32 protein-coding genes are annotated in these 25840 nt (G+C 55.9%); 21 read left to right on the forward strand and 11 right to left on the reverse strand.

Annotated features, from left to right (window positions below; translation table 11 throughout):
* The coding region (locus ABJF76_RS05465) for a hypothetical protein (RefSeq protein ID WP_413822537.1) at positions 1–271 on the forward strand (271 nt) is incomplete at its 5' end.
* 133 nt (positions 272–404) lie between these two features.
* Here ABJF76_RS05465 and ABJF76_RS05470 read toward each other — a convergent pair.
* Together ABJF76_RS05470 and ABJF76_RS05475 are read right to left on the reverse strand one after the other, a co-directional pair.
* Positions 405–1220, reverse strand: coding sequence for a DUF3800 domain-containing protein (locus ABJF76_RS05470; protein ID WP_413820404.1), 816 nt, complete (start codon positions 1218–1220; stop codon positions 405–407).
* 63 nt (positions 1221–1283) lie between these two features.
* Positions 1284–2246 (reverse strand): IS1595 family transposase, encoded by a 963-nt coding sequence (locus ABJF76_RS05475; RefSeq protein ID WP_413820403.1) that lies wholly within the window; start codon positions 2244–2246, stop codon positions 1284–1286.
* Between the two features lie 103 nt (positions 2247–2349).
* Here ABJF76_RS05475 and ABJF76_RS05480 point away from each other — a divergent pair, with 103 nt between their 5' ends.
* From ABJF76_RS05480 to rpsP, 9 genes are all read left to right on the forward strand, one after another.
* Positions 2350–2556 (forward strand): DUF6471 domain-containing protein, encoded by a 207-nt coding sequence (locus ABJF76_RS05480; protein ID WP_413820402.1) that lies wholly within the window; start codon positions 2350–2352, stop codon positions 2554–2556.
* A gap of 126 nt (positions 2557–2682) precedes the next feature.
* Positions 2683–3222 (forward strand): hypothetical protein, encoded by a 540-nt coding sequence (locus tag ABJF76_RS05485; RefSeq protein WP_413820401.1) that lies wholly within the window; start codon positions 2683–2685, stop codon positions 3220–3222.
* Positions 3223–3234: 12 nt separating this feature from the next.
* Positions 3235–3840 carry a hypothetical protein gene (locus tag ABJF76_RS05490; RefSeq protein ID WP_413820400.1) on the forward strand — a complete coding sequence of 202 codons (606 nt, stop codon included), beginning with the start codon at positions 3235–3237 and terminating at the stop codon, positions 3838–3840.
* Positions 3841–4129: 289 nt separating this feature from the next.
* A complete protein-coding gene (gene ffh, locus ABJF76_RS05495) occupies positions 4130–5629 on the forward strand; it encodes a signal recognition particle protein (RefSeq protein WP_413820399.1) in 1500 nt (499 codons plus the stop codon).
* Positions 5626–5958 carry an NIPSNAP family protein gene (locus ABJF76_RS05500; RefSeq protein ID WP_413820398.1) on the forward strand — a complete coding sequence of 111 codons (333 nt, stop codon included), beginning with the start codon at positions 5626–5628 and terminating at the stop codon, positions 5956–5958. The genes ffh and ABJF76_RS05500 overlap by 4 nt, the downstream gene beginning before the upstream one ends.
* On the forward strand, positions 5955–6473 hold the full coding sequence (locus ABJF76_RS05505) for a GNAT family N-acetyltransferase (RefSeq protein ID WP_413820397.1): 519 nt from the start codon (positions 5955–5957) through the stop codon (positions 6471–6473). The genes ABJF76_RS05500 and ABJF76_RS05505 overlap by 4 nt, the downstream gene beginning before the upstream one ends.
* Positions 6470–7009: a GNAT family N-acetyltransferase gene (locus ABJF76_RS05510; RefSeq protein WP_413820396.1), complete on the forward strand. Its 540-nt coding sequence runs from the start codon at positions 6470–6472 to the stop codon at positions 7007–7009. The genes ABJF76_RS05505 and ABJF76_RS05510 overlap by 4 nt, the downstream gene beginning before the upstream one ends.
* A complete protein-coding gene (locus ABJF76_RS05515) occupies positions 7006–7302 on the forward strand; it encodes a chorismate mutase (RefSeq protein ID WP_348461071.1) in 297 nt (98 codons plus the stop codon). The genes ABJF76_RS05510 and ABJF76_RS05515 overlap by 4 nt, the downstream gene beginning before the upstream one ends.
* 48 nt (positions 7303–7350) lie before the next feature.
* Positions 7351–7752 (forward strand): 30S ribosomal protein S16, encoded by a 402-nt coding sequence (rpsP, locus tag ABJF76_RS05520; protein ID WP_348461073.1) that lies wholly within the window; start codon positions 7351–7353, stop codon positions 7750–7752.
* 60 nt (positions 7753–7812) lie between these two features.
* Here rpsP and ABJF76_RS05525 read toward each other — a convergent pair whose 3' ends face one another.
* On the reverse strand, positions 7813–8130 hold the full coding sequence (locus ABJF76_RS05525) for a multidrug efflux SMR transporter (RefSeq protein WP_348461075.1): 318 nt from the start codon (positions 8128–8130) through the stop codon (positions 7813–7815).
* 253 nt (positions 8131–8383) lie between these two features.
* Between ABJF76_RS05525 and ABJF76_RS05530 the strand changes: the two genes are divergently transcribed.
* From ABJF76_RS05530 to rpmE, 6 genes are all read left to right on the forward strand, one after another.
* On the forward strand, positions 8384–8521 hold the full coding sequence (locus ABJF76_RS05530) for a hypothetical protein (RefSeq protein ID WP_348461076.1): 138 nt from the start codon (positions 8384–8386) through the stop codon (positions 8519–8521).
* Positions 8514–9020, forward strand: coding sequence for a ribosome maturation factor RimM (rimM, locus tag ABJF76_RS05535; protein ID WP_413820395.1), 507 nt, complete (start codon positions 8514–8516; stop codon positions 9018–9020). The genes ABJF76_RS05530 and rimM overlap by 8 nt, the downstream gene beginning before the upstream one ends.
* 3 nt (positions 9021–9023) lie before the next feature.
* Positions 9024–9791, forward strand: a complete 768-nt coding sequence (locus ABJF76_RS05540) for a hypothetical protein (RefSeq protein WP_413820394.1) — start codon at positions 9024–9026, stop codon at positions 9789–9791.
* 139 nt (positions 9792–9930) lie between these two features.
* A complete protein-coding gene (gene trmD / locus ABJF76_RS05545; protein ID WP_413820393.1) occupies positions 9931–10737 on the forward strand; it encodes a tRNA (guanosine(37)-N1)-methyltransferase TrmD in 807 nt (268 codons plus the stop codon).
* A gap of 237 nt (positions 10738–10974) precedes the next feature.
* On the forward strand, positions 10975–11361 hold the full coding sequence (gene rplS, locus ABJF76_RS05550; RefSeq protein ID WP_348461081.1) for a 50S ribosomal protein L19: 387 nt from the start codon (positions 10975–10977) through the stop codon (positions 11359–11361).
* A complete protein-coding gene (gene rpmE, locus ABJF76_RS05555) occupies positions 11358–11579 on the forward strand; it encodes a 50S ribosomal protein L31 (protein WP_348461082.1) in 222 nt (73 codons plus the stop codon). The genes rplS and rpmE overlap by 4 nt, the downstream gene beginning before the upstream one ends.
* 163 nt (positions 11580–11742) lie before the next feature.
* On the opposite strand, the gene ABJF76_RS05560 is transcribed toward rpmE, so the two are convergent.
* Positions 11743–12120, reverse strand: a complete 378-nt coding sequence (locus ABJF76_RS05560; RefSeq protein ID WP_413820392.1) for a VOC family protein — start codon at positions 12118–12120, stop codon at positions 11743–11745.
* A 237-nt stretch (positions 12121–12357) separates the two neighbouring features.
* Between ABJF76_RS05560 and ABJF76_RS05565 the strand changes: the two genes are divergently transcribed.
* Complete coding sequence (locus ABJF76_RS05565) at positions 12358–12708, forward strand: winged helix-turn-helix transcriptional regulator (protein ID WP_413820391.1); 351 nt, start codon at positions 12358–12360, stop codon at positions 12706–12708.
* Between the two features lie 153 nt (positions 12709–12861).
* On the opposite strand, the gene eda is transcribed toward ABJF76_RS05565, so the two are convergent.
* Together eda and edd are read right to left on the reverse strand one after the other, a co-directional pair.
* Positions 12862–13506: a bifunctional 4-hydroxy-2-oxoglutarate aldolase/2-dehydro-3-deoxy-phosphogluconate aldolase gene (eda, locus tag ABJF76_RS05570; protein ID WP_413820390.1), complete on the reverse strand. Its 645-nt coding sequence runs from the start codon at positions 13504–13506 to the stop codon at positions 12862–12864.
* Positions 13507–13508: 2 nt separating this feature from the next.
* Positions 13509–15320 carry a phosphogluconate dehydratase gene (edd, locus tag ABJF76_RS05575; RefSeq protein ID WP_413820389.1) on the reverse strand — a complete coding sequence of 604 codons (1812 nt, stop codon included), beginning with the start codon at positions 15318–15320 and terminating at the stop codon, positions 13509–13511.
* 189 nt (positions 15321–15509) lie between these two features.
* On the opposite strand from edd, the gene ABJF76_RS05580 reads away from it, so the two are divergent.
* The gene (locus tag ABJF76_RS05580; protein WP_348461087.1) at positions 15510–16319 is read left to right on the forward strand and encodes a division plane positioning ATPase MipZ; all 810 of its coding nucleotides are present in this window, start codon (positions 15510–15512) and stop codon (positions 16317–16319) included.
* Positions 16320–16415: 96 nt separating this feature from the next.
* Here ABJF76_RS05580 and ABJF76_RS05585 read toward each other — a convergent pair whose 3' ends face one another.
* The gene (locus ABJF76_RS05585; RefSeq protein ID WP_413820388.1) at positions 16416–17243 is read right to left on the reverse strand and encodes an alpha/beta hydrolase family esterase; all 828 of its coding nucleotides are present in this window, start codon (positions 17241–17243) and stop codon (positions 16416–16418) included.
* Between the two features lie 177 nt (positions 17244–17420).
* On the opposite strand from ABJF76_RS05585, the gene fahA reads away from it, so the two are divergent.
* From fahA to ABJF76_RS05600, 3 genes are all read left to right on the forward strand, one after another.
* Positions 17421–18677 (forward strand): fumarylacetoacetase, encoded by a 1257-nt coding sequence (gene fahA, locus ABJF76_RS05590; protein ID WP_413820387.1) that lies wholly within the window; start codon positions 17421–17423, stop codon positions 18675–18677.
* A gap of 251 nt (positions 18678–18928) precedes the next feature.
* Positions 18929–20107 carry an amidohydrolase family protein gene (locus ABJF76_RS05595; protein WP_413820386.1) on the forward strand — a complete coding sequence of 393 codons (1179 nt, stop codon included), beginning with the start codon at positions 18929–18931 and terminating at the stop codon, positions 20105–20107.
* A gap of 354 nt (positions 20108–20461) precedes the next feature.
* Positions 20462–22117 carry an ABC transporter substrate-binding protein gene (locus ABJF76_RS05600; protein WP_413820385.1) on the forward strand — a complete coding sequence of 552 codons (1656 nt, stop codon included), beginning with the start codon at positions 20462–20464 and terminating at the stop codon, positions 22115–22117.
* 177 nt (positions 22118–22294) lie between these two features.
* Here the strand turns inward: ABJF76_RS05600 and ABJF76_RS05605 are convergent, their stop codons facing one another.
* The 4 genes from ABJF76_RS05605 to ABJF76_RS05620 form a co-directional block, all read right to left on the reverse strand.
* Positions 22295–22645 carry a helix-turn-helix domain-containing protein gene (locus ABJF76_RS05605; protein WP_413820384.1) on the reverse strand — a complete coding sequence of 117 codons (351 nt, stop codon included), beginning with the start codon at positions 22643–22645 and terminating at the stop codon, positions 22295–22297.
* A gap of 168 nt (positions 22646–22813) precedes the next feature.
* On the reverse strand, positions 22814–24169 hold the full coding sequence (locus ABJF76_RS05610; RefSeq protein WP_413820383.1) for a TRAP transporter large permease: 1356 nt from the start codon (positions 24167–24169) through the stop codon (positions 22814–22816).
* A 3-nt stretch (positions 24170–24172) separates the two neighbouring features.
* On the reverse strand, positions 24173–24730 hold the full coding sequence (locus tag ABJF76_RS05615) for a TRAP transporter small permease (RefSeq protein WP_413820382.1): 558 nt from the start codon (positions 24728–24730) through the stop codon (positions 24173–24175).
* Between the two features lie 62 nt (positions 24731–24792).
* On the reverse strand, positions 24793–25830 hold the full coding sequence (locus ABJF76_RS05620; protein WP_413820381.1) for a TRAP transporter substrate-binding protein: 1038 nt from the start codon (positions 25828–25830) through the stop codon (positions 24793–24795).
* Positions 25831–25840 lie beyond the last annotated feature (10 nt).

The following is a 25840-nucleotide window of genomic DNA, read 5'->3' on the forward strand; positions in this document are numbered from 1 at the left end:
CCCCAAGGGCATAGCGCCTCGTGGGAAGTACAAGCAGCTATTCGGGCGCAATGAGTTAAAGCTAACAGTCATCAACGCACTGCGGTCTGCGCCTGCGGATGATGAGACGATAGCGGCGCAAATTATCGCGGCTAAGGGCTGGGGCGATGATACCCACGCCGATGTGCTAAAGCGGGTGCGTCACGCGCTGCAAAGGGCGCAGAAAGACGGGTATGTGGTGCAGGACTTTGGGCCGGATGGGTGTTTGTGGCGTTTGCAACCCGCTCTGTGAGGCTGTGGATAAAATTTCAATTTGAATTATTTTTTACTTGCGAAAAATATATTCAGTGTTAATCAGTGGATAGGCCTAGCCTGTTAGGTTCACCGTACGGGGACCGCTTATCAGCCGAGACATTCGTCTCGGCTTATTTGTTTTTCGATCTATGTAGTTCAAAACAATAGTGTTTTATCCCCATGCTGGGTATTTCACTAGTTTCCAGAAGTGTGTTTGCTGTTTTACGAGAGTCTCTTAGCCGACAATATACGTCGAACTTCTTATCGTATGGGTTCCTCGCCATAGCGTAAAGATATGAGTCTGCTAACTGTAACAAAGAGTTGCTCTTGGGCTTATATTCGATGCCTGAAAGCGTCTCTGCAAATTCAGCTTGCGTAAGCGGGCCATATTTGTCTGAGCGCGCCTCGTTAAAGCCAAGCCCATTAGCCTTCAGGTTTGCAAAATAGTCTACGATTATCTGGTTGATCCCCGCATCTTGCTCAAAAATGACGTTTAGTTTTCGACCACCTTTTCGTGCAATTTTTGCGGCTCGCTCTACGGAAATATCGAATGCACTGCGGCACAAAAGCCAGCGACCGGGGTTATCCTCTACATAACCTCGCGCCAAATAACCTGGACGATCAATGATGCAAGAGAGACCGATCGCAGGCACAGTTGCGAGCAGTGTCTTGTACTCACCCCAGAATTTGTGTCGTCTCTCTTCGGGGATTCTGCCAAGCCAAGCGAATTTCTTATGATTTCCGAGCATATCAGTCATGTGAAAAGGCGCAGTTACATTCCATTTGTCAGCAAAGGCCTGCCGCTTGTCTTTGCAGTCTTGAATGTCCTCGCTTTTAACTAATATCCCGCCAATACCGAACCAATCTCTATGCTCTCTGTGCCGATCGGGTTTTTGGTCGGGGTTACGGTTTCCAGTTTCATCAATGTAAAAGTTGTAATAAGCCATTTGATCTCAACTGTTTTACTGCTGGAGTTGAAATACGGCAAACGACCGTCTTCGTCGACTCAATTACGCCGCCCGCTGCCAGTAGCCTTTCCAGTTGCGCGACACAGGCGCTTCCATCGCATTGCTAACCACAATCCGCGCCAGCGTGCCGTTGTCCGTGCGGCGGTTGTCTTCCAACCATGCGGAGTGGTTCGCATACTGGTGCAGGTACTTTGGCGACACACCGTGGTGCTGTCCTTGGATCATGTTGCGCAGACGAGAAAAGAAGCTTTCCACCAAGTTTGTGTGCTTGCCGTGGTCGCTGTAGATTTCGCTGTGGTTCACACGATCAACATTCCAGCCCATGTGCAACGCATCCCAATGGCCCGCTTCGTCGGCTGACATGGTAGCTGTGCGCGACACGTTCTCGTTTGCCAGTGCTACGCCTTCGCCTTCGTTTTCGCCCACGAAAGGCAGTACGCGGCCTTCACGCTCACGCATGGCGATTACAACGCGGCGGGTGCCTGTCTGGTGTTCTTTCTTGCGGCGATCAACACGCTTGGCCTTTTCGTTGTGGGGGCGGATGTGACCGCCAAAATACGCGCCGTCAATCTCGACGTGGCCTTCCAGCACTTCACCCGTCTGGACCTCACGCGCGATGGCCTCACGCAGCTTGTGGGCCAGCACAAAGGCCGTCTTGTACTGGCAGTCAATGTCGCGGCTCAGTTGAACCATGCTCATGCCCTTGGATGCGTTAACTGTCAGGAATATCGCGGCCAACAGGTCCACAAAGTCCATTTTGCGCGATGCAAAGATTGTACCAGAGGTCACGCTAAACTGGTGATGGCAGTTCTTGCACTTAAACTTGCGGCGCGTGGTGATCTTGTACGTTTCGCCGTGGCTGCACTGTGGGCAAACCGCTTCGCCGTTCGTCTCAGGCCAGCGCATCTTGCAGAACACATCATGCGCCGCTGCTTCGCCAGCTTTGTAGATGCTGCGAAGGCTAAGGGTGCGTGATGCTGCTGAAAGAAGGAAGTGCTGGGCCATTGTGTATCTCTATCATTACCTATGTAACGAATTTAATACGTAGACGTAGCGAATGCAATACCATATGTAATGATTATGATACTTTTATTTATGTAGGTGACACATGCCAGACCAAAACGAATGGGAAACTAAGGCAGCAAACATTTTGAAGGCCGAGTTGAAGCGTAAAGGTGTGACCTACGCGCAGCTTGCAGAATTGATCGATGAGAAAGAAGTGAACATTCGCAACAAGTTAAGCCGAGGGAAATTTACTGCGGCATTTTTCCTCATGTCGATCAATGCAATTGGTGTTGCCAATCTTAACCTATGAGGGTTATCCGGCAGTCAACAGCATTTGACAGAAACATAAACCACGCTTAACCTAATATTATACTTTTGGGAGGAAGTATGTGACGTCTGCGTGATCAGTCATGGCAACGACACAAAGCAGATATACATGAAAAATATGAATATTGATACTTACACACAGCATATCGATCAAATGGCGCGGGCCATGGACGGCTCAACTGTGTTAAACGGTTCCGCCGAGCACGCGGCTGTGATCAATGAAAGAATGTTCACTCATGCAACGCGTGATGTAAGGATTTTGACTAGAAATCTGGACCCTAGGGTCTACGGCACCTCTGACTTGGTCGAGAGTGCGGAGCTATTCCTTGGAATGCCTGACCGAAAGCTCATGATAGCTGTGGAGAACGCGCCTGCATTTGCGAAATCAGGGCACCCGCTGGTTACTGCTCTTGGGGATTTTGAAAACTTTGAAATTCGGGAAATTCCCAAAAGCCACCACGTTCTTGTCGATGTTAACTTCACTGTTGTTGATGGCGTTTCATATCGCTTTGAAAGAGATAAAAGTCAGGCCGTAGCTGTAGCGTGCTTTGGAGACAAGACGGACTTCACAACGAAACTCACTGAGTTTTTCCGTCGCATTTGGGAAATATCAGACCCACTTAATAGCCCGCCGTCTGTCACAGCCTAAGGCAGCGTGCCCTTGCCAGAACCTATATCAGTTTTGAGTGCGCTTGAGCCGCTTTTGGGCGGCTCTCTCGCTATCAATTTGGCCTACCTAAACTTAGCCACGTTTAGATATAGGGATCAGCTTGCAGAAGCTGCCCGCTCAAAGCTAACTAACGCGCCTGCTACAGTTTTTGAAACTGACTGGTATAAAGACATCAAAAGCCTAGCAGACCAAACTTCCACTGATTCCGTGAGGCTTCGTTGGCATAGGTCTTCTTGGGGCACTGCCTATTTCTTACTCTTTCATTGGCAAATAGACCGTGCAATTTCAGTACTTATGACTGGTGTGAGCGTGCTGTATCTATTCCTAGGGGTGGCTCACAATGTCGGCATGTTTCCTGAAAGCCATAGCGAATATGTTACGGGAGAAATCCACAATGAGCTTGCATATTCCATGTTTGGACTTCTATGGCCGATACTCATGGTTCTATCCGCGAAATACTGCACATGGAAATGTCAAAGGTTCATAAAGTACCAGCTCGAAGGTATAGCCAAAGAGCAAATTTCAGGCGGTAACGAAGATATCGACCAAGCCATAGCTGAGCTTGATGCACACAAAGCGTACAATAGCTTAGACTAAGCTTGGTGCGTTTGATACATAAGGCCGGCTTTGTCCCGCAAAGCCGAATTTCAAACTGAGACACGACCGACGCGCCTATCACTGTTGACTCGGGCGGCGGTTCCACCTAACCCACGCGCAACACCCGGAAGCATCAACACTTCCGGTCCCTTGGGATATGCCCGGGATCGCCCTCCGTCAGCGCGTTGCGCCCACGGGGGTGCTGCTCGTTTGTATTTGCCCTTGGGATCAGAGCCGCCTGACCTTACCTGTCAGGCACAACGTTAACGGTCGAAATGGAGCATGGCCTATGTTTGAAAATCTATCCGAACGCCTCTCCGGTGTCTTTGACCGGCTGACGAAACAAGGCTCGCTGAGCCAAGATGACGTCAAAACCGCCCTACGCGAAGTGCGGGTTGCGTTGCTTGAGGCTGACGTTTCGCTGCCTGTTGCGCGTGATTTCGTCAAAGTGCTGCAGGAAAAGGCCACTGGCCAGTCCGTCACCAAGTCCGTCACACCGGGTCAGCAAGTCGTCAAAATTGTGCACGACGCACTGATCGACACGCTCAAGGGCGAAGGCGAACCCGGCGCGTTGAAAATCGACAGCCCGCCCGCGCCCATTCTGATGGTGGGCCTGCAGGGTGGCGGTAAAACCACCACAACCGCCAAGCTTGCCAAACGCCTGACCGAACGTGACGGCAAACGCGTGCTTATGGCCTCGCTTGACGTGAACCGCCCGGCGGCGATGGAACAGCTGGCGATCCTTGGTACTCAAATCGGCGTCGACACCCTGCCCATCGTCAAGGGTGAAACCCCCGTTCAAATCGCTAAGCGCGCCAAAACGCAGGCCAACATGGGCGGCTATGACGTCTATATGCTGGACACCGCTGGCCGCCTGTCGATTGACGAAGAACTGATGGCCCAAGTCGAAGCCGTCCGCGATGTCGCCAACCCGCGCGAAACGCTGCTGGTGGTCGATGGCCTGACGGGTCAAGACGCGGTGCACACCGCCCAGAATTTTGATGACCGTATTGGCATTTCCGGCGTTGTCCTCACTCGGATGGATGGCGACGGGCGCGGCGGTGCTGCCCTGTCTATGCGTGCTGTCACCGGCAAACCCATCAAGTTCGTCGGTTTGGGCGAAAAGATGGACGCGCTAGAAACGTTTGAACCTGAGCGCATCGCAGGCCGCATTCTTGGCATGGGCGACATCGTGGCCCTTGTCGAAAAGGCCCAAGACACCATCGAGGCCGAACAGGCCGAGCGCATGATGAAGCGCATGGCCAAGGGTCAGTTCAACATGAACGACCTGCGCATGCAGCTGGAACAGATGCAAAAGATGGGCGGCATGGAAGGCATGATGGGCATGATGCCCGGCATGGGTAAAATGGCGGCTCAGGTTAAAAACGCCGGCTTTGACGACAAGGTTTTGGCGCGCCAGATCGCCATGATCGGATCGATGACCAAAAAAGAACGCGCCGCACCACAGATCCTGCAAGCGTCCCGCAAAAAACGCATCGCGCGCGGGTCCGGCATGGAAGTGTCTGACCTCAACAAACTGCTCAAGATGCACCGCCAAATGTCGGACATGATGAAAAAGCTCGGCAAGGGCAAAGGCGGCATGATGAAAAAGGCGCTGGCCGGTATGATGGGCGGCAAGGGCGGAATGCCCGATATGGGCAACATGGATCAGGCCCAACTCGAAGCCGCAGCCAAGCAGATGGGCAGCAAAATGCCCGGCGGCATGCCCGGTTTAGGTGGCGGCATGGCCCTGCCCCCCGGCCTGTCAGGGTTTGGGAAAAAGAAGTGATTACCGCAACCATCACATATGTGATCGACCCCACAAAGGTCGAAGCGTTCGAGGTCTATGCACGGGCATGGATTCACCTCGTGAACGCGATGGGCGGCACACATCACGGCTATTTCCTGCCCCACGAAGGGGCGAACAACAAAGCATGGGCGATGTTCTCGTTCCCCTCGCTGGCGGCATACGAAGCCTACCGCATCGAAATGGCAGCGGACGCAGGCTGCCAAAAAGCCTACAAACACGCGACCGATACGGGCTGCATCCTCAGCTATGACCGCACGTTCACCCGCCCCGTTCTGGATGGCGCATCAGTGCAGGAGCTGGGCTTGTGATCGCGATCCCAACCCTGACCACAGACCGTTTGATCCTGCGCGCACCTGCGGCCAAGGACCACGGGCCATTTGCTGCGTTCTATGGATCAGATGCCACACAGTACGTCGGCGGGCCGATGGACGCCGCGCAAACATGGCGCTACCTGTGCGAAATCATCGGGCACTGGGATATGCGCGGCTTTGGGCGGTGGACAGTGACAACACGCGACGATGACACAGCCATTGGCCTTGTTGGATTGCACTACCCGATGGACTGGCCCGAAGCCGAAATTGGTTGGTCGCTTTGGTCAGGCAACGGCAAAGGCTATGCCTCAGAAGCAGGCCGTGCTGCGCACGCATACGCTTTTAACACGCTCGGCTGGACCACGGCGATCAGCCTGATTTCCCACAGCAACGACGCCTCGGTGCGGGTGGCCAAGGCGATGGGCGCAACGCTTGATGGCGACCACGTGCACCCCACATTCGGGGCGATGTCAGTCTATCGCCACCAAAACCCGGCAGAGGTGGCACAATGATGCCTTTAGCCCCCACCCTGACAACCGAACGCCTGACGCTGCGCGCGCATGTGATGGCAGACTTTGCACCGCTTTATGATCTGTTCGCCTCTGATCGGGCGCAATTCATGGGCGGCCCCGTCGCAGCACAGGAAATGTGGTATTGGATCGCGTCCGAAGTTGGCAGCTGGCAGTTGCTGGGCTTTGGCAGCTGGGGTGTTGAACGCAACAGCGATGGCGCATTCATTGGCCAAGTCGGCATCAACAAACCGCACCATTTCCCCGAAGTCGAACTTGGCTGGGTGCTGCTCGCGCCATTTGAGGGGCACGGTTACGCCCAAGAGGCCGCCACAGCCGCGCGCGACTGGTACTGGGCCAACAAGGATAACGACGCGTTGGTCAGCTATATCACACCCGCCAACACCCGCTCCAAAACGCTGGCCCACAAACTGGGTGCCAAACCAGACGCAACCGCGCCCTTGCCAACAGGTGAAACGCGCGACGACACGACCGTCTTTCGCCACCCCAAAATCCACACCGAAAGGATGGGCGCATGACTGACCCCGTCGCAAAAGCCGCAGACGTGCTGTCTGAACACCGCGAAAGCATCGACCGGCTCGATGCGATCCTCGTTTATACACTGGGCGAGCGGTTCAAGCACACGCAGGCTGTGGGGAAACTCAAGGCCACACACGACCTTCCTCCGTCTGATCCCAGTCGCGAAGCGGCGCAGATCGCACGCCTAGAAGATTTGGCAAACCGGGCCGACCTCGATCCGGAATTTGCCAAGAAGTTCCTGAACTTCATCATCGCTGAAGTCATTCAGCATCACAAAACACACCAGTCGTAAGGTGCATTCACACATGCACCTTTCCTACCAAAACAAAGGACTTACACCATGTCTATGAAAATTCGTCTCGCCCGTGGCGGTTCCAAAAAGCGCCCCTTTTATCGCATCGTCGCAGCCGACAGCCGCATGCCACGCGATGGCCGCTACATCGAAAAGCTGGGCACATATAACCCACTGCTCGCCAAAGACAGCGAAGAGCGCGTGAAAATGAACGTTGAACGCATCCAATACTGGTTGGGTCAAGGCGCACAGCCAACCGACCGTATCTCGCGTATGCTCGAAGCTGCCGATTTGCTGCCCAAGAAAGAGCGCGCAAACCTGAAAAAAGGCGAGCCAGGCAAAAAAGCCAAAGAGCGTGCCGAAGAAAAAGCCGCCAAAGTTGCCGCAGCAGCCGAAGCCGCTGCAGCGCCTGCCGAAGAAGCACCAGCAGAAGACGCCGCCGCAGAGTAATCTGCGCGCGTCTTTGTTTAAATTACGCCCGCCTCGGTTTGTTCCGATGGCGGGCGTTTTTTATCCTGCCGACACTTTTAACCCGACAACACCCACCACAATGGCGAGCGCCGAAAGCGCTTTCATCAGCGTCAAGCTTTCGCCCAGAAACACGAACCCCAATGCGACGGTCCCCAGCGTCCCGACTGCCGTCCAGATCGGATAGGCTACGCTGACGGGCAGATCCCGCAGCGCAAGCGTCAGAAACCCAATCCCTGCAATCACCGCGATGACTGTCACAACGCTGGCCTTTAGGTTGGTGAACCCGTCCGCGTACTTCATGCTCATCGCAAAAATCACTTCAAACACCGCCGCAAGGGCCAGATAAAACCACGCCATATGCGTTCTCCGAATTATTGTATCGATCAACGGCAACCCTTTCCCGCGCAGCCATAAAAGCCAAGCTGCATATCCACACAATGTTCAGGCCGTCTGCGAAAACTGCCAATGCCCCCAGCCATCGATGTGATCCGAGGCGAAACAATCGGTACCGGCGGCACTTCAACCCGCAAACTTACGCCCGTCCCATCTGGACAAAGTCCTATCTTGCGGCGCAAATGTGAAGGTCCTTGTAACGCTTAGAAAGCTGCCCATGTTTGGCCTGATCCGCACTCCTATCCTGCTGCTTATCGCCTTTGTCGCCGGGCTGCTTTATGAACGCAATCAAGCGGGCGAGGCCTGCGTTGAGGCGGGTGGCAAAAAGCATGACGGAGTATGCTGGCATGAGTGATGAACAAATTTGTGTTGGGGTTATCAGTGGCTCTTATGGCGTAAACGGCGAGGTGCGGATAAAATCCTTTTGCGCCCAGCCCGACGACATCGAAACCTACAGCCCGCTGTCTAGCGAAGACGGCACACGTAAGTTCACCCTTGCCCTGATCCGCCCTATGAAAGCCGGTTTTGTGGCGCGTATCGCGGACGTAGCCAGCAAAGAACAAGGCGATGCATTGAAGGGCGTGAAATTGTTTGCGCACCGCGACCAGCTGCCCAATTTACCGGATGACGAATATTACTATTCCGACCTGACCGGTTTAACCGTTTATGACACAGGCGGCGTTGTGTTGGGGCAAGTCAAAACCGTGCACAATCACGGTGCTGGCGACTTGCTCGAAGTGCAACTGCCGGGCGCATCCGCCACTGTGCTGATCCCTTTTACCAAGGCCGACGTTCCCACCGTCGATCTGGCCACAGGCCGCATTGTCGCCGACCCGGCCGAGGGTCTGTTTTAGGCGATGGTGCAGCGGTTGGTTGTTCATGCGGGTTTTCACAAGACCGGCACGACGACCCTCCAAAACACGTTTGCGGCGCACCGCGATCTGCTGCGCCCACACGCCCACGTCATCTTGCGCACTGACATGAAAGGGCTGTGCGAAGCTGCGCGCGCCTATTCTAAAACGCGCACCGACTTTGATCTGGGGTTGGTCGCTTACGAGGCCGCGCTGCTGGCGGAAAGTTGGGACAGTGATACGGTCCTGATGTCTTCCGAAGATCTGTCCGGCCACATGCCCGGCCGTCATGACTTAACAGACTATTCCGCCGCCATCGCCCTTGCCGCCACCATGACTGACACATGGCGCGCGGCCTGTCCGGACATCGAAATCACGTGGGTGTATACAACCCGTGCCGCCGACCCTTGGTTGGCAAGTTGCCATGTTCAACACTTACGCGCTGCGCGCATGACTTTGGACGCCGATGCCTATGCCGACGCTTTTGCGGGTTCAGCGGACCTCGAAGGCATCGCCGCACGGATTCGCGACCGGGTTGTTGGTGCGGATGTTCACACCTTTGCGCTTGAAGCCCACCGCGATAACCTGCTGGAGCCAGTGCTGGCGCTCGGAGGGCTTTCCGACAATTTACGCATCCTCGTCACACCGTTGCCCCCGGCCAATACCTCGCCAAGTGCCGAAACGATTGCCGAGATGCTTGCACTGAACCGTTCTGACATTCCGCAAAACAAATGGCGCGCGGCACAAAACGCGCTGAACCGGCGGTCAAAATGATGGTGATGCGCGCTGAATTTCGACCCAATTCCGCCAAGGTGTACCGCCCGCGCAATGACCTGCTTGAACTTTTGGCTGCAAACCGCGCATATCCAACGAATGCGGCGCCTGGCGCCACCAAAGTCAGACAGCAGGCCAAATGAGTACCACACCCAGATCCTTTGGGCGCAAATCGATCCGCGCGACCCTGAAACCAACGTCTTTGATGGACGAAGCGCCAGACTTGGTCGGCGTTTGGCAGGCCCGCATTGTCACCCTATTCCCCGAGGTGTTCCCCGGCGTCCTTGGCGCATCCTTGACGGGCAAAGCGCTGAAGGATGGTAAATGGCAGTTGCACACCCACGATTTGCGCAGGCACGGCATTGGCAAACACCGCAACGTTGACGACACGCCGACCGGTGGCGGGGCTGGTATGGTGTTGCGCGCCGACGTGGTCGCCCCTGCTTTGGCCGACGCACAAGGGCATGCCCGCGGACGTTGGCCGATCCTTTATATGTCGCCACGTGGTCGCCCCTTTGATCAAGACATGGCCCGCGATTTGGCGCGTTGCGACGGTGTGACAATGCTGTGTGGGCGATTTGAAGGTGTGGACGAACGCGTGTTGGAACACTTTGGCATCACCGAAGTTTCTTTAGGCGACTTTGTGATGACAGGCGGCGAAATCGCAGCCCAAGCCATGTTGGATGCGACTGTGCGCTTGCTGCCCGGTGTGTTGGGCAATGCCGAAAGCGCCGTCGAAGAAAGCCATTCAAACGGTCTGCTTGAGCACCCTCAATACACCAAACCCGCCACATGGCAGGGACGAGATGTGCCAGAAGTTTTGATGTCCGGCAATCACGCCAAAATCAACGCATGGCGTCAAGAGATGTCCGAAAAGCTGACGCGGGAACGGCGGCCAGATCTTTGGGCCAAACGCGACAGCAAAGCACCCCCATCAAAGACTTGATCGCAGCCCCCTTCCTCCCTATACATCGCCCATTCCGACTCGGGCTTTCCCGGATCGGTTCATTTGTGCTGTGGCCCTTTCTTCGGTGTAGCAACGCAGCGCATTTGAGACACGACAAGGAAATGATGACCTGATCTCTTGCGGGCGCTACGGCGGACCCGATGAAGACAAAGAGCTCTCATGGCGCACACAAACCTTCGTGGAAAAACCACGAGCATTTTATAGGAGTGACCGTCAATGGACGTGATCGCACAAATCGAGGCGGATCAAATCGCCGCTCTGGGCAAAGACATCCCAGATTTCAAAGCCGGGGATACCATCCGCGTTGGCTTTAAAGTGACCGAAGGTACACGTACCCGGGTTCAAAACTACGAAGGCGTCTGCATCGCGCGCAACAACGGCCACGGCATTGCCGGTTCGTTCACAGTGCGCAAGATTTCCTTTGGTGAGGGCGTGGAACGTGTGTTCCCACTGTTCTCGACCAACATCGACAGCATCACCGTGGTTCGCCGTGGTCGCGTGCGTCGCGCCAAACTGTATTACCTGCGCTCACGTCGCGGCAAATCTGCCCGTATCGCAGAAGTATCCAACTACAAACCAAAGTCCGAAGGAGCCAAGGCATGAAGGCCGATACGCATCCCGAGTACCACACCATCAACGTCAAAATGACCGACGGCACCGTGGTGGAAATGAAATCAACGTGGGGCAAAGAAGGCGACCAAATGGCGCTTGATATTGACCCATCCGTGCACCCAGCATGGACAGGCGGCACATCGCGCCTGATGGACACCGGCGGCCGCGTGTCCAAATTCAAGAACAAATACGCAGGTCTCAGCCTTTAAGCTTGAGAACGACGCGAGAAAAAAGAAAGGCCGCTCCGGATGGGGCGGCCTTCTTGCTTTGGGTAGACGTGTCTATTGGGATGGGAAAGCGACCTTCATGCTCGGTGTAACGAAGGACAACTAGACTTAACCACGTAAGGTTTGCGAAGCCCCCCGTGACCTTTCACGTACCCCCGGTCAAATCTTGGGCAAGCATCAACGCATTGCCATCAGGGTCGTAAAACGTTGCCGTTTTCACCATGCCGTCGACCACATCAGTTTCACCGTCAAATTTTACATTGGCTTGTTCTAGCTTTTGCCGCGCAGCGTCCAAATCAGCGATCCCGAAGACTGGAACACAATTACCGGGTTGAGGTTCGGTGTGTTCACCAAGACCAATTGTAACGCCGGTGGTGTTCGTCTGTAACTCGCTCCAGCCTGCGTCATCCAAATGATACAGCGTCTCGAACCCCAGTGTACTTTCATACCACGTCGCACTTGCATGGCGGTCTTTGACTGAAAGCGAAATTGTGATCGTTTCATCCAACGAAATAAGCGCCATTATCTTTCCTTTCGAATTAAAGTAATGTAACTATACTTTATGTACATTGAGTCATTTGTCAACGTCACGTCAAGGGCATGGGCGCTTCCCATATTGTCCAGCCTGCATTCTGGTGTCGCGGGGCGCCAAGCGCCGTTGCTTGCAGCAACTGGTGCCAGCCGGACTGCTTTTGTTCAGAGCATGGACCATCTTATCAAATTAGGACTACTTGAAAGAAATCCGGGCTACGGTCATCCCTTGCGGCCAGAATTTCGCCTGACGCCGCGTGGGCTAGAAGCCGCCGCGATTGCTGACAAAGTGCAACGCGTTGCGTCAAAGGATGATCAAGACTTGTTGCGAAAATCGTGGACTTTGCCAGTGCTGACGTCGCTTCAAGCGCCCAGCCGCTTCAATGACATCAAACGTAACTTGCGGACGATCACGGATCGCGCATTGTCACAGTCGCTCAAGTCGATGGAAGTTCGAGAATGGGTGCATCGCCGCGTCGACGAAACTGCGCGCCCGCCAAGATCAATTTATAGCGCTGTAAACACTGGAAAACTAATTAGCGGGGTCGCGGGGCCTGAAATCAGCTTTGTGCAACACTGATCAGCGTTTCGCTAAGGGGGATTAGTCCAAGTAATCCCCGGTGACAAACCCTGCGAACGGCCACCGGATTTGGTCGCGCATCTGGCGAAACGCAGGATTCCGGCTTTCGGCCAAAGATACCATGCGTTCCGCCGTACTATAATAGCTAACCGCTTACCGTTGAAGCGTCGCTGCCTCAGCGGCCAATGCTTCGATTCCCGTCCAATCACCGGCCTGCACCAAATCTTTTGGCGCAACCCAAGAGCCACCGGCGCAAACCACATTGGACAGGCTGAGATAGCTGTTGGCATTTGCCATGCTCACGCCGCCTGTCGGGCAGAACGAAATCTGTGGCAGTGGTGCGCCGATGCCTTTCAGTGCAGGGGCACCGCCGGATGCCTCGGCGGGAAAGAACTTCAACATGTCATAGCCGCGCTCCAGCAGCGCCATCGCTTCGGATGCTGTGGCCGCGCCCGGCAACAAAGGCAAACCTTCGGCCTCGCAGGCCGCGATCAGTGCATCGGTCGCACCAGGGGACACGCCAAACTGCGCGCCCGCTTCTTTGGCCGCGCGTACATCGTCAGGTGTTACCAACGTTCCAGCACCGACAACGCCGCCTTTGACGGATGCCATCGCGGCGATCACCTCAAGTGCTGCGGGGGTGCGCAAAGTCACCTCAAGCGCGGGCAATCCGCCTGCCACCAGCGCTTCGGCCAGAGGGCGGGCATGGTCAACGTCTTCGACCACCAGCACTGGCACAATCGGGGCCAGAGCACAGATTTCACGGGCACGCGTTGCGGCAGCTTTAGCGGTCATCATAGTCAAAAGTCTCCAAATACTGAGGCGCCGGTATTGGCGGATCCAACATTGGCACGGAAGGCGTTGAACAAGTCACGCCCCGCGCCCCACTGGTTGTCGGACAAGTCCGCCGTGGCATGTGGACGCTTCAACACCGCTTCGTCCAGAATTTCAAGTACCCCCGCTTCTGCGTCTACTCGGATCACATCACCGTCTTGCAGTTGACCGATAGGGCCGCCATCCAGCGCTTCTGGGCTGACATGGATGGCTGAGGGTACCTTGCCGGACGCTCCGGACATGCGCCCGTCGGTGACCAAAGCCACTTTTTGCCCACGCCCCTGCATGATGCCAAGCATCGGCGTCAGGCTATGCAACTCGGGCATCCCGTTGGCTTTTGGTCCCTGAAAGCGAACAACGATAATCACATCGCCCTCAAATTCCTTGGCTTTAAAGGCCTTCTTGACCTCTTCTTGATCGTGGAACACGCGACAAGGCGCTTCGACCACACGGTGTTCGGGTGCGACGGCAGAAATTTTCATCACACCTTGGCCAAGTCGGCCCACCAAACGCGCAACGCCGCCCGTTTCTTGAAATGGTTCAGTCGTCGGGCGCAGAATACCTGTATTCAGGCTTTCGCCCGTGCCCTTTTTCCACGTGAGCGCGCCCGCATCGAGTTTGGGTTCGTGGGTGTAATTTTCTAGACCATCGCCGCCGACGGTCTTTGTGTCGTCGTGCAAAAGCCCTGCATTCAACAACTGCCCAATCATGAAGCCTAGGCCGCCTGCCGCGTGAAACTGGTTCACGTCCGCCATCCCGTTCGGATAGACGCGCGCAATCAGCGGCGTGACCTCGGACAGGTCAACAAAGTCTTCCCAATCAAGAATGATCCCACCGGCACGCGCCATAGCGATCAAGTGGATCAGCAAGTTCGTCGAACCACCGGTCGAGTTCAGGCCGACAATGCCATTCACAAACGCTTTTTCATCCAGAATATCGCAAACCGGCGTATAGGCATTGCCCAGCGCAGACAGCGACAGCGCGCGCTTTGCGCCCTCAACCGTCAATGCATCGCGCAAATCGGTGTTAGGGTTCACAAAAGAAGACCCCGGCAGGTGCAGCCCCATGAATTCCATCAGCATCTGATTGGTGTTGGCTGTGCCGTAGAATGTGCATGTGCCCGGGCCGTGATAGGCGGCCATTTCGGCTTTTAGCAACTCTTCGCGGGTGGCGGTGCCTTCGGCAAAGCGCTGTCGCACCTTGGCTTTCTCATCATTGGGCAAGCCGCTGGTCATCGGCCCCGCCGGCAGGAATACCGCAGGAATGTGCCCAAAGCTTTGGGCCGCAATGATCAGGCCCGGCACGATCTTGTCGCAGACGCCCAAATACACGGCCGCATCAAATGTATTGTGACTGAGCGCGACACCCGCTGCCATGGCAATGACGTCACGCGAAAACAGGCTCAGTTCCATCCCCGCCTCGCCTTGGGTGACACCGTCACACATGGCAGGCACGCCGCCCGCAACTTGCGCTGTACCACCACCCGCACGAATCGCGTCGCGGATCAGGGTCGGATACCGTTCAAACGGCTGATGCGCAGACAGCATGTCGTTATAGGCGGTCACAATGCCCAAGTTGCCGTTGACCGCTTCGGCCAAGCGATCCTGATCGGGCCCAGCGGCGGCAAAAGCATGCGCCTGACCGCTACAGGACAGGTGCGCGCGCGCAGGGCCGTCGGATTTTGCCTTGGCCATACGGTCGAGATAGCGTCGGCGTGGGCCTGCACTGCGTTCGATAACACGATCTGTGACACGGGTGACAACGGGATGAAGGGCCATGACGCGCTCCTTTAGCTACAAAAGTTGAGCGTCCCTTAGCATAGCTCAATTGATAGCGCTAACATAAACATGCGCACCTCCTGCGCCACGGTGCCGCAGGAAAACGGCCAACGCCGCTTCCCAAGGGCCGCACCACAACATATAGTCGGCGGAAACGCGCTAGGCGGTTATTGAGTTAAGAGGAAGAACATGGCGCATATCATCGTCGTAGGCAACGAAAAGGGCGGCGCGGGGAAATCCACCGTCTCCATGCATGTTGCCACCGCTCTTGCCCGCATGGGCCACAAGGTCAGCGCGCTTGATCTTGACCTGCGTCAACGCACATTTGGGCGCTACGTCGAGAACCGCAAAGCGTTCCTTGCCACGGCCGAGTTAAAGCTGCCGTCGCCCGATGCCCACGACCTGCCCGACATCGAGGCATCAACCCTGAAGCCTGGCGAAAACATCTATGATCACCGCTTAAGCGCGGCTGTAGCCAAGCTGGAACCCAAAAGCGATTTCATTCTGATCGACTGCCCCGGGTCGCACACCCGCCTGAGCCAAGTGGCGCATTCGCTGGCTGACACGTTGATCACACCGCTGAATGATAGCTTCGTCGATTTTGACCTGTTGGCCCGTATCGACGCATCGGGCGACAAAATTCTTGGGCCTTCTGTTTATTCTGAAATGGTCTGGAATGCGCGCCAATTGCGTGCCCAAGCCGGCCTAAAACCCATCGACTGGATCGTCGTGCGCAACCGCATGGGCGCGCAACGTATGGTCAACAAAGAAAAGATGGAACGCGCGATCAAGATGCTGTCCAAACGCATCGGTTTTCGGATCTCTGCCGGGTTTTCCGAACGTGTTGTGTTTCGCGAGTTGTTCCCACGTGGCCTAACCTTGCTTGACCTCAAGGATATCGGCGTCAAGCAGTTGAACATTTCCAACGTCGCCGCCCGTCAGGAATTGCGCGAGTTGTTGAAAACGCTGAAATTGCCGGGCGTTGAGGTCGATATTTAAGCTGCTTTGCAACACACTTAAACACCAGGTGCCCCGATACCCCAGCGCACATCACGCGGCAGGGCATCGGAAGCGGTGTAGTACGCAAACCTGGCCTTAAGACGTCTGCTCTTCGAACCAATCGAGCATGCGGGGGCCCCACCCGCTTGGTGCGCCGTGCCCGCCTTTGTGCAGCATCAATTGAATGTCGCCCGCGTTACAGTCTGTCCAATGACGCAGCCAAAGATCACCTTCAAAGCTGCTGCTTTCCGGTTGGCGCGCTGTGCATCCATTGGTTTCCCGTAAGACTTTAAGCGACGCCCAAACGTCCCCTTGGATCACAGTGCCCCCGCGTAGCGACCGTCCCTCTAGCGGGACAGTCCGGTCGTTCCAGCCGTAGGTCAGAAATAGGTTCACTGGGGCGGCACATATCTCGGGCAGGTCGTCCCAGAATGCACCGGCTACTGGCGCATAGGCGTCAGCAAAGGTCGGATCGTGGCACGCCACATCCCATGCCATCGACGCCCCGCGCGAGAACCCGGCAAGCATCACGGGTGCATCCACTAACCCCGTTTTTGTGCGCACATCTGCTAAAACATCGCGCAAAAATACGCCGTCATCGCCTTCGTAATTTGTACCTTTGGCCCGTACCGACCAGTTATTCACAAACCGCGCGCCGGGGTGATACCCATTGGGCGCAACAAAGACATAACCGCGTTTGACCGCTTCTTTTCCCAACCCCGAATTCAACATCCCGCGCCCACGACCGCCGCCCCCATGAAGATGGATCACAATACCCTTGGGTGCCGCGGCATCCGGCATTGCTACGTGATACGTACCGCTTGGAACTTCGCATGGGGTATCCGCGTCTCCGCATTCTTGTGCTGCGACGGGAATGGCAAACAGGGACAAAAGGGCAATCAATGGCACGGCACTCAGGCGCATAACGGTTTCCTTTTCAGGTGAAAATTGTCGCGAGACACTGCCCCGTACATCTGCGATTGGCAAATCACGTCCCCACGATCACGACGCACACAGGGACATCCTTGAAGGTTACATTCTGCCCCGTAAAATGATCAAAGAAGCCACCGACCCGGCCCACATAAAAGAAAGCCCCATGCCATGTCTCTTTCCAAAAGCTGGGTCACCAGCGCAAACAGCGCCGACAGCGATTTCCCCCTGAACAACTTGCCTTACGGCGTGTTTTCAACCGACGCGCTTGATCCACGCTGCGGCGTGGCCATCGGCGATATGATCCTTGATATGCAAATGGCCGAGGACCTCAACATAATCGCGCTGGGTGATGAGCCGCTTTTTGATGTGCCATTTTGGAACGAGGTGATGGAACAGGGTCCCGCCGTCTGGGCCGCACTGCGCAACCGCCTGACACAGCTTTTGTCGCAAGGGGCCCGCGAACAAACGATGGTGGAACAACTGTTGGTGCCAATGGCCAACGCGACTCTGTACATGCCACTGCTTGTGTCTGAATACACTGACTTTTATTCTGGGCGCCATCACGCCACCAACGTGGGCACCATGTTTCGCGGCGCGGAAAACGCGCTGCCGCCGAACTGGTTGCACATCCCCATCGGATACAACGGGCGGGCGTCGTCTGTTGTGGTGTCTGGCACCGACATTCGCCGCCCTTGGGGGCAACTAAAGTCGCCAAACCACGACGCGCCAGCCTTTTTGCCATCGCGCCGTTTCGATTTAGAACTGGAAATGGGCGCTATTGTCGGGATGGGGTCCGAAGACCCAATCACCGTGGACGAAGCAGACGCCGCGATCTTTGGATATGTGTTACTGAACGACTGGTCAGCGCGCGATATTCAGGCATGGGAATACCAACCGCTTGGCCCGTTCCAAGCCAAAGCCACAGCGACGTCCATCAGCCCTTGGATCGTGACAAAAGCGGCGTTGGAACCGTTTCGCACGCCAACCCCTGATCGCGAATTTGAATTGCTCGAGCACCTGAAAGACACAGGACCGATGCTGTATGACATCGACCTCAAGGTGACGCTGGCGCCTGCTGGCAAAGAGGCGACGCAAATCGCGCAAACCAACTTCAAAGAAATGTACTATTCCGCTGCTCAACAACTCGCGCATCACTCCACTTCGGGCTGCCCGATGAATGTGGGCGATCTGCTTGGTTCGGGCACCATCTCTGGGCCGACAAAACCCGAACGCGGCAGCTTATTAGAACTCAGCTGGGGCGGCAAAGAACCCCTGACGCTGGACACTGGTGAAACGCGCACCTTCCTCGAAGACGGCGACACACTCACACTGCAAGGGGCCGCCCACGGCGAGGGTTACAAAATTGGCTTTGGCCTTTGCAGCGGCACTATTCTCCCCGCGTTGACTGACCCGTTCAAACGCTGATTGTTCTTCATCTTGCGAAATAAACTCCGGGGGTCCGGGGGCAGGCCCCCGGATCCAATCATCAAGGCCCTTGCGCAAACGTTAAAAATTTTGAAGACTTCAAGTTGTATTTTTATTGGCACGGATTTTAAAACTCTAGGGCCGCTGACATCCAACTTCCGAAAGGGGAAGGACATGGACAAGCGACTGCGATGTATGTCCCACAGTGATGGCCTATTTCATGCCGCCCATCTGCAATCTGGCCCGCGCAGATGACAGATGTTCTGGTTCCGCTTGTTTTTATTTCTGATCCAAAACGCTTTGGTGGCGCGCGACGCGGCGACTGTGTGCGCGGCGTGCCTGCAATCAAAAATGGTAAACTGGTCGCCCTTGCCCCGCCCATTGGGGACGCTGCAAAGCTGGTGATCCCACACCTGACCGAAGCACATTGCCACCTCGACAAATGCCATACCGTCGCGCGTATTGGGCACATCGGCGGCGATCTGACCAACGCATTGGTGCAGCAACGTGCCGACAAACACAACTGGGACGAAGACGACCTGCGTGCCCGCGCCATCAAAGGATTAAACGAGGCCAAAAACAACGGCTGCCGCACGATCCGCAGCCATGTGGATTGGACTGACACCGCTGCCCCACCGCTAAGTTGGTCTGTTTTGACCGAAGTCGCAGAAGAAACCGAAGACCTGCAGCTTTCTGCCCTATGCGGCATTGATCAATGGGCCGACCCCGCCTTTGCCACCAAACTGGGCGAGATTCTGGCCCTTTCTGACGGCGTTGCAGGCGCTTTTGTTCATGGGCAGCCCGGGCTTCAAGACGGGTTGGTAAACATATTTGAAACCGCGACGCGCCATGGTCTTATGCTTGATTTTCATGTCGACGAAGGGCTTGGAGACCTTAACGGATTAGAGGCCATTGCCGACATGGCACTGGCCACAAAATTCCAAGCTCCAATCCTGTGTGGTCATTCCGTCAGCCTGATGGACCGCGATGCAAAGAACTTTGCGCGCATTGCCGACAAATGCGCGCGGGCCAACATCACGATCTGCACGCTGCCCACCACAAACCTGTACCTACAAGGGCGCACCGACGGCACACCCAACCGACGCGGCATCACGCGGTTGCGCGAACTGCGCGCCGCCGGGGTCAAATTGGTCGTCGGGTCAGATAACGTGGGCGATGCGTTTTGCCCGCTTGGAGCGTTTGATCCTCGCGCAGCGCTTGGCTTGGCCTGTTTGGCAGCGCATCTCGATCCGCCCCATGGTGATTGGTTGGCGTCAATCACCACCGATGCGGCAACCGCTCTTGGCTGCACACCAAGAATGGTTGACGGGGCAAGCCTTGACGATCTGCTGACGTGCGAAGGAGAGCACAGCGCCGATCTGGTTGCGGCCCGAACCCCTTTGCGGCCCGCAACGCAAACACTAATCTGATCGCTTTCGTGCGCGCACTCGCGGCCCAAGTCCCCGACCCCGTAAAGAACGGCAATAAATCAGAAAAAACCGCCCCGACCCGCAAAACAACCAATTCCGCGTTAAGAACTCACAAACAGCGCCCAAACGACGCGTAAACAACATAAAATGCCGTTTTTTTGAACTCCTTCAGCACGATGAAGAAGGGATGATGGGGTTGACGGACTGGCTGTGATCGTTTGAACTCTGCCCGATCCCCAGCACAGGGGCGTCAGTAAAAAACGCAGACCAACTGCAACACCGAAAGCGCGGGGCACGCATCCCGCCATATAAGAGCGCGGCCAAGATGTCGCGACACCACCAGGAAGGAAGAACATGACATTTTTAACCCGCACCGGCAAACCGCTGCCACAGTCCGTCGTAGATTCGGCGAACCAAGTCGGCTCCGATCCGGTCAATCGCCGCGAGTTCCTCGCTATGGCAAGCACGTTCGGCGCAACAGCTGCTGTCGCTTATGGCATGCTTGGCATGGCCGCCCCCGCACACGCAGATGGGCACAAAACCGGCGGAACGGTTCGCATTCAACAAGAAGTGCGCAGCCTCAAAGACCCCCGCACCTATGACTGGTCGCAAATCGCCAACTTCGCGCGCGGCTGGCAGGAGTACCTTGTCGCTTACGAAAACGACGGCACATTCACCGGCAAATTGCTGGAAAGCTGGGAAATCAATGACGATGCGACAGTGTACACATTGAATGTCCGTCACGGCGTCAAGTGGAACAACGGTGACGATTTCACCGCCGAAGACGTAGCACGCAGCATTACAGGCTGGTGTGACAAAGGCGTCGAAGGCAACTCGATGGCGGGTCGTTTCGCGACCTTGATCGATGCAGCCACAGACAAGGCCATCGATGGCGCAATCGAAGTGGTTGACGCACACACTGTTAAACTGAATCTGCCAGCGTCTGACATCACGCTGATCGCCGGCATGGCCGACTATCCCGCCGCGATCATCCACGCCGATACGTCGGTGGACAGCATCGACAGCCCCATCGGCACAGGCCCTTATCTGCCAGAAAGCCTCGAAGTGGGGGTCAAAGGTGTGCTGGTGCGCAACGAGAACCACACATGGTGGAACGCAGGCAACGGCGCTTACATGGACCGCATTGAGTTCATCGACTACGGTACAGACCCATCCGCATTTGTGGCAGCCGCCGAAGCGGACGAAATCGACATGACCTACGACATCGTGGGTGAATTCATCGATATCTTTGACACACTTGATGGCTGGGAACAGAACGAAATCGTCACTGCGGCGACCATCGTTATCCGCCCCAACCAGCTGGCCGAAGTCGACGGTAAAAAGCCATATGCCGACGCCCGCGTGCGCCGTGCCTTGGCAATGGCTGTGGACAACAACGTTCTGCTTGAACTGGGCCAAAGCGGTCGCGGCATCGTGGCTGAAAACCACCACGTTGGTCCAATGCACCCTGAATACTTCGAACTGCCCGCACGTGTGGTTGATCCTGCAGGTGCTAAGGCGCTGATGGACGAAGCCGGCATGGGCGATTTCGAGCACGAGCTGTTCTCGATCGATGATGCATGGCGCAAGGACACCACCGACGCGGTGGCAGCCCAGCTGCGTGACGCAGGCATCAAGGTCAAACGGACAATCCTGCCCGGCTCGACCTTCTGGAACGACTGGACAAAATATTCGTTCAGTTCAACCAACTGGAACCACCGCCCTCTTGGCGTTCAAATCTGGGCCTTAGCTTACCGTTCAGGCGAAGCATGGAACGAATTTGGCTACTCCAGCGAAGCATTTGACGCCAACTTGCAAGCCGCACTTGGCACTGCAGACCTCGAAGCGCGCCGCGCTTTGATGGAAAAAGGCCAGAAGATGCTGCAAGACGATGGCGTCACAATCCAGCCGTTCTGGCAGTCGCTCTACAACCACACCAAAGAAGGTCTTGTTGGCGGCGACCACCACATCTCGTTCGAGATCCGCCCAGAGCAGCTTGCTTGGACCTGATCTAAACGCATACTGACAAAGATCGGGGCTGCCTTTTAGGTGGCCCCTTTTTTTGTCCGCCACGCGTGACGCCGCACGGTTGGGGCGGTTTTGACCATGCGATGACGGCTAAAGCCGGTTCGAAGTGTTCCGCCCACGGTTTCTTAAGACCGCCAAAAAGATGAATAACGCCCTGCGTCAGGGTGACGGTTTATGCGGTGCCAATAGTGCGCGCACCTGTCCCTGAACCGGCGCAGGTGCCGCATTGAACAGTTGCGCCACGCCAACCAAATCCCTGTCCAACGGCGCACGTTCTGCCAGTAAATCCTCGACCGTGACGTTCAGGGCGATGGCCACGCGGTGCAACAACAACACCGAGATATTCCCCTCGCCCGCTTCAAGCTGCGCAAGATAGCGCGGGGATACACCTGATCGGACAGACAATTCCCGCCGCGGCATTCCCAACGCCAATCTTGCCGCGCGAACGCGCGTTGAAAGTCGCTTGATCATTGCCAAGGACGTGTCAGGGATCTGTTTGGAAGGTGCCATTCGTGCGCTTACCAGTACTCTCGATTAAACGAGAAGTAGAGTTGTGTGGAAACACTTCAAGACAATTTGCGCCCGTTAAGCGCGCCGCCCCGACAAATCACCCAATTTGATTGATTTCGAGGCATGTCGTTGCATCCCAAGCCGTTTCCACATCCTTTACACGTCGCCTCAACTTGGCACCAAAAACAGAGTGATCGCGGGAAATGCGACAAGCAAAATCACCCGTACGATATCTGACCCAACAAAGAACATCACGGCTTTGTAGGTCTCGGTCATGGGCGCTTCGCGGTCCATCGCGTTGATGATGAACAAGTTCATCCCGACGGGCGGTGTGATCAATCCGACTTCAACGACGATCAAAACAAGTATACCAAACCAGATGGCCACGTGTTCCGCGGTCATGCCGAAATCAAGCCCCGAGATCACCGGAAAGAAAATCGGCACGGTCAGCAAGATCATCGACAGGCTGTCCATCAAACAGCCAAAGACAAGATAGAACAGCAAGATCACCGACAGGACGAAAAATGGCCCAAACCCTTGGCTTAAAACAAAATCCGCCAGGAATTGCGGTGCTCCAGATAGCGCCAAGAAGTTGTTATAAAGCGCGGCCCCCAGCACGATGAAAAAGATCATCGCCGTGGTCTTGGCCGTCCCAATCAACGCTTCGCCCAGCACGCGCCACGTTAAGTTGCCCCCCAACAACGCCACGATGCCGGTGCCTGCGGCCCCAATGGCAGCCCCTTCGGTTGGCGTGAACCAACCAGCGTAAATCCCCCCAACCACAACTGCAAAAATGGCCAAGACCGGCCATGTTTCGGCCAGTGCTTTGAAGCGGTCCGCCATTGGAACAGCAGGCCGCGTTCCTGCGGACGCGGGATACAGGCGCACATAAATCGAAATCGTAAGGACGTACCCGAGTGCGGCTAAAAGGCCGGGAATAAAAGCAGCCAAGAACAGTTTGGCAATATTTTGTTCCGTAATGATCGCATAGATCACAAGGATTACCGAAGGCGGGATCAAGATGCCCAATGTCCCCCCCGCCGCCAATGTCGCGGTCGAGAACCCTCCGGAATATCCGTATCTTTTCAATTCTGGCAACGCCACGCGGCCCATCGTGGCAGCTGTCGCAAGGGACGACCCGCAAATCGCGCCGAACCCGGCACAGGCCCCGACCGATGCCATGGCGACGCCACCGCGCCGGTGGCCCAAAAAACTTTCGGCGGCTTTGAACAGCGCACTCGACATGCCCGACAGGGTCGCGAATTGTCCCATCAGCAGAAACATCGGAATGATGGTGAGCGAATAGTTAGAGAACGTTGTGTAGGTCTCGGATTTGAGTTTGGCCATGATGGGGATTGGGTTGCCGTTCATGGCAAAAATCCAGCCCACAACGCCGCACATGAACATCGCCAAACCAATTGGTGCGCGCAGAAAAATCAGCCCCAGAAGGATCGGAAATGACCAAAAGCCAAGCTCCAACCGGCTGAAACCCACGAATTGCACAACGTCTTTGATCCAGTCCATGACCTATCCCTCAGGCAGAATTGCGCGGCCTGTGGCGGCTTCGGAAATCCGTGCCCACGCGCAATAGACGGCTGTCACACTGGCAATAAAAGCCGCGCCAACACTGGCCGCATAGGCCCACCAAAGCGGGAATTGCAAAAACAACGTGGTCTCTCCGTTGCCGATGTAGCGTTGCATTCCCTCGTAAAGACGCAATGAAATGAAGACGATCACAACCGCAAGCACGACTTCCCAAAAGGCGCGCAGCCAAGACACCGCACGGCGCGGCAAGGCCGAGGTGAACACGTCCACCGTCGCATGTTGACCGTAGAATTGGCAGACCGGGAAAAAGGCAAAAATGGCAAAGGCGACACCAGCTTCGGTCAACTCGTAGCTGCCTTTGATTTCGTCGAGCCCACTGGCAACCAGCATGTTTCCAAGCCAAGTGTCACCCAAACCATGCCCGATTTTCGAAATCTCGCGGCCAAGGATCGACAAAGTGGTCAATGCCACCAAGATCAACAAAACCACGCCGCCGACAATCGCAGATGCACGCGATAGCCATTTCACCAAACGGTGCATAAGTGCCTCATTTTTTTGAAAAAATGGGCCGCACCGTCACGCGATGCGGCCCTGTAGCGCAATTAGCCTTCGTAGGCATCCATCAATGCGCGTGCTTCGTCGATCAGTGCCTGACCGTCGATGCCTTTGCTGTCCATATCGGCAACCCAATCGGCGACAACCGATTTGGAAACTTCGTGCCATGCATCCAGATCCGCGCCCGAAACCGTGACGATATTGTTGCCATTGTCCGCCGCTGCGGCGCGTGCGGGACCATCGGCGCCCGCCATGGTTCCACCTGCAAAGATGCTAAACTCTAGACCGGAATTGTCATCGATCACCTTTTGCAGATCAGCAGGAAGGCCCGCGTAACGGTCTTTGTTCATCGCAAGAACAAACGTCAGCGTGTACAAGGCGTTGCCTTCAAATTCAGTGTGGTTGCCCACCAGCTCAGGAATTTTTAGCGCCGCAGTCACTTCCCATGGGATCGTGGTCCCATCGATAACGCTTTTGCTTAACGCTTCGGGGATTGCAGGAACAGGCATGCCGACGGGTGTCGCGCCCATTTTGTCGAGCAGCCCATTCACGGTGCGCGACCCGCCACGGATTTTCAGCCCATCCATGTCAGCTGGTGTCGATACCTCTTTGCTGGTGTGGATCATGCCGGGGCCATGCACCCACGTGCCAAGGATGTGGACGTCTTTGAATTCGGTGTCTTTCATGTGCTTTTCGAACATCTGCCAATAGGCCGACGACATCGCCTTGGCGTTTGTCATCATGAACGGCATTTCGAACACTTCAGTGCTTGGGAAACGACCCGGCGTATAGCCAACCACTGTCCAAACGATGTCCGCAACGCCGTCAATGGCTTGGTCCATCAGCTCTGGCGGGCTGCCGCCCAACTGCATCGACGGAAAGCGATCAACCTTGATACGCCCTTCGCTTGCCGCTTCGACGTTGTCCGCCCAAACGTCTAAAATCAGCTTTGGCACGTTGGCTTGGGCCGGCAGGAATTGGTGTAGCGACAGCGTGACCTCTTGAGCCTGCGCAGCGCCCCCTGCGCCGATGGCGAGGGCCGCAGCGCCTACAAGGTTCAAAAATGATTTGCGTGTGATGGTCATGGTTTTCCTC

This window comes from Tateyamaria sp. (assembly GCF_039940735.1).
In the GTDB taxonomy this organism is placed as follows: domain Bacteria; phylum Pseudomonadota; class Alphaproteobacteria; order Rhodobacterales; family Rhodobacteraceae; genus Tateyamaria.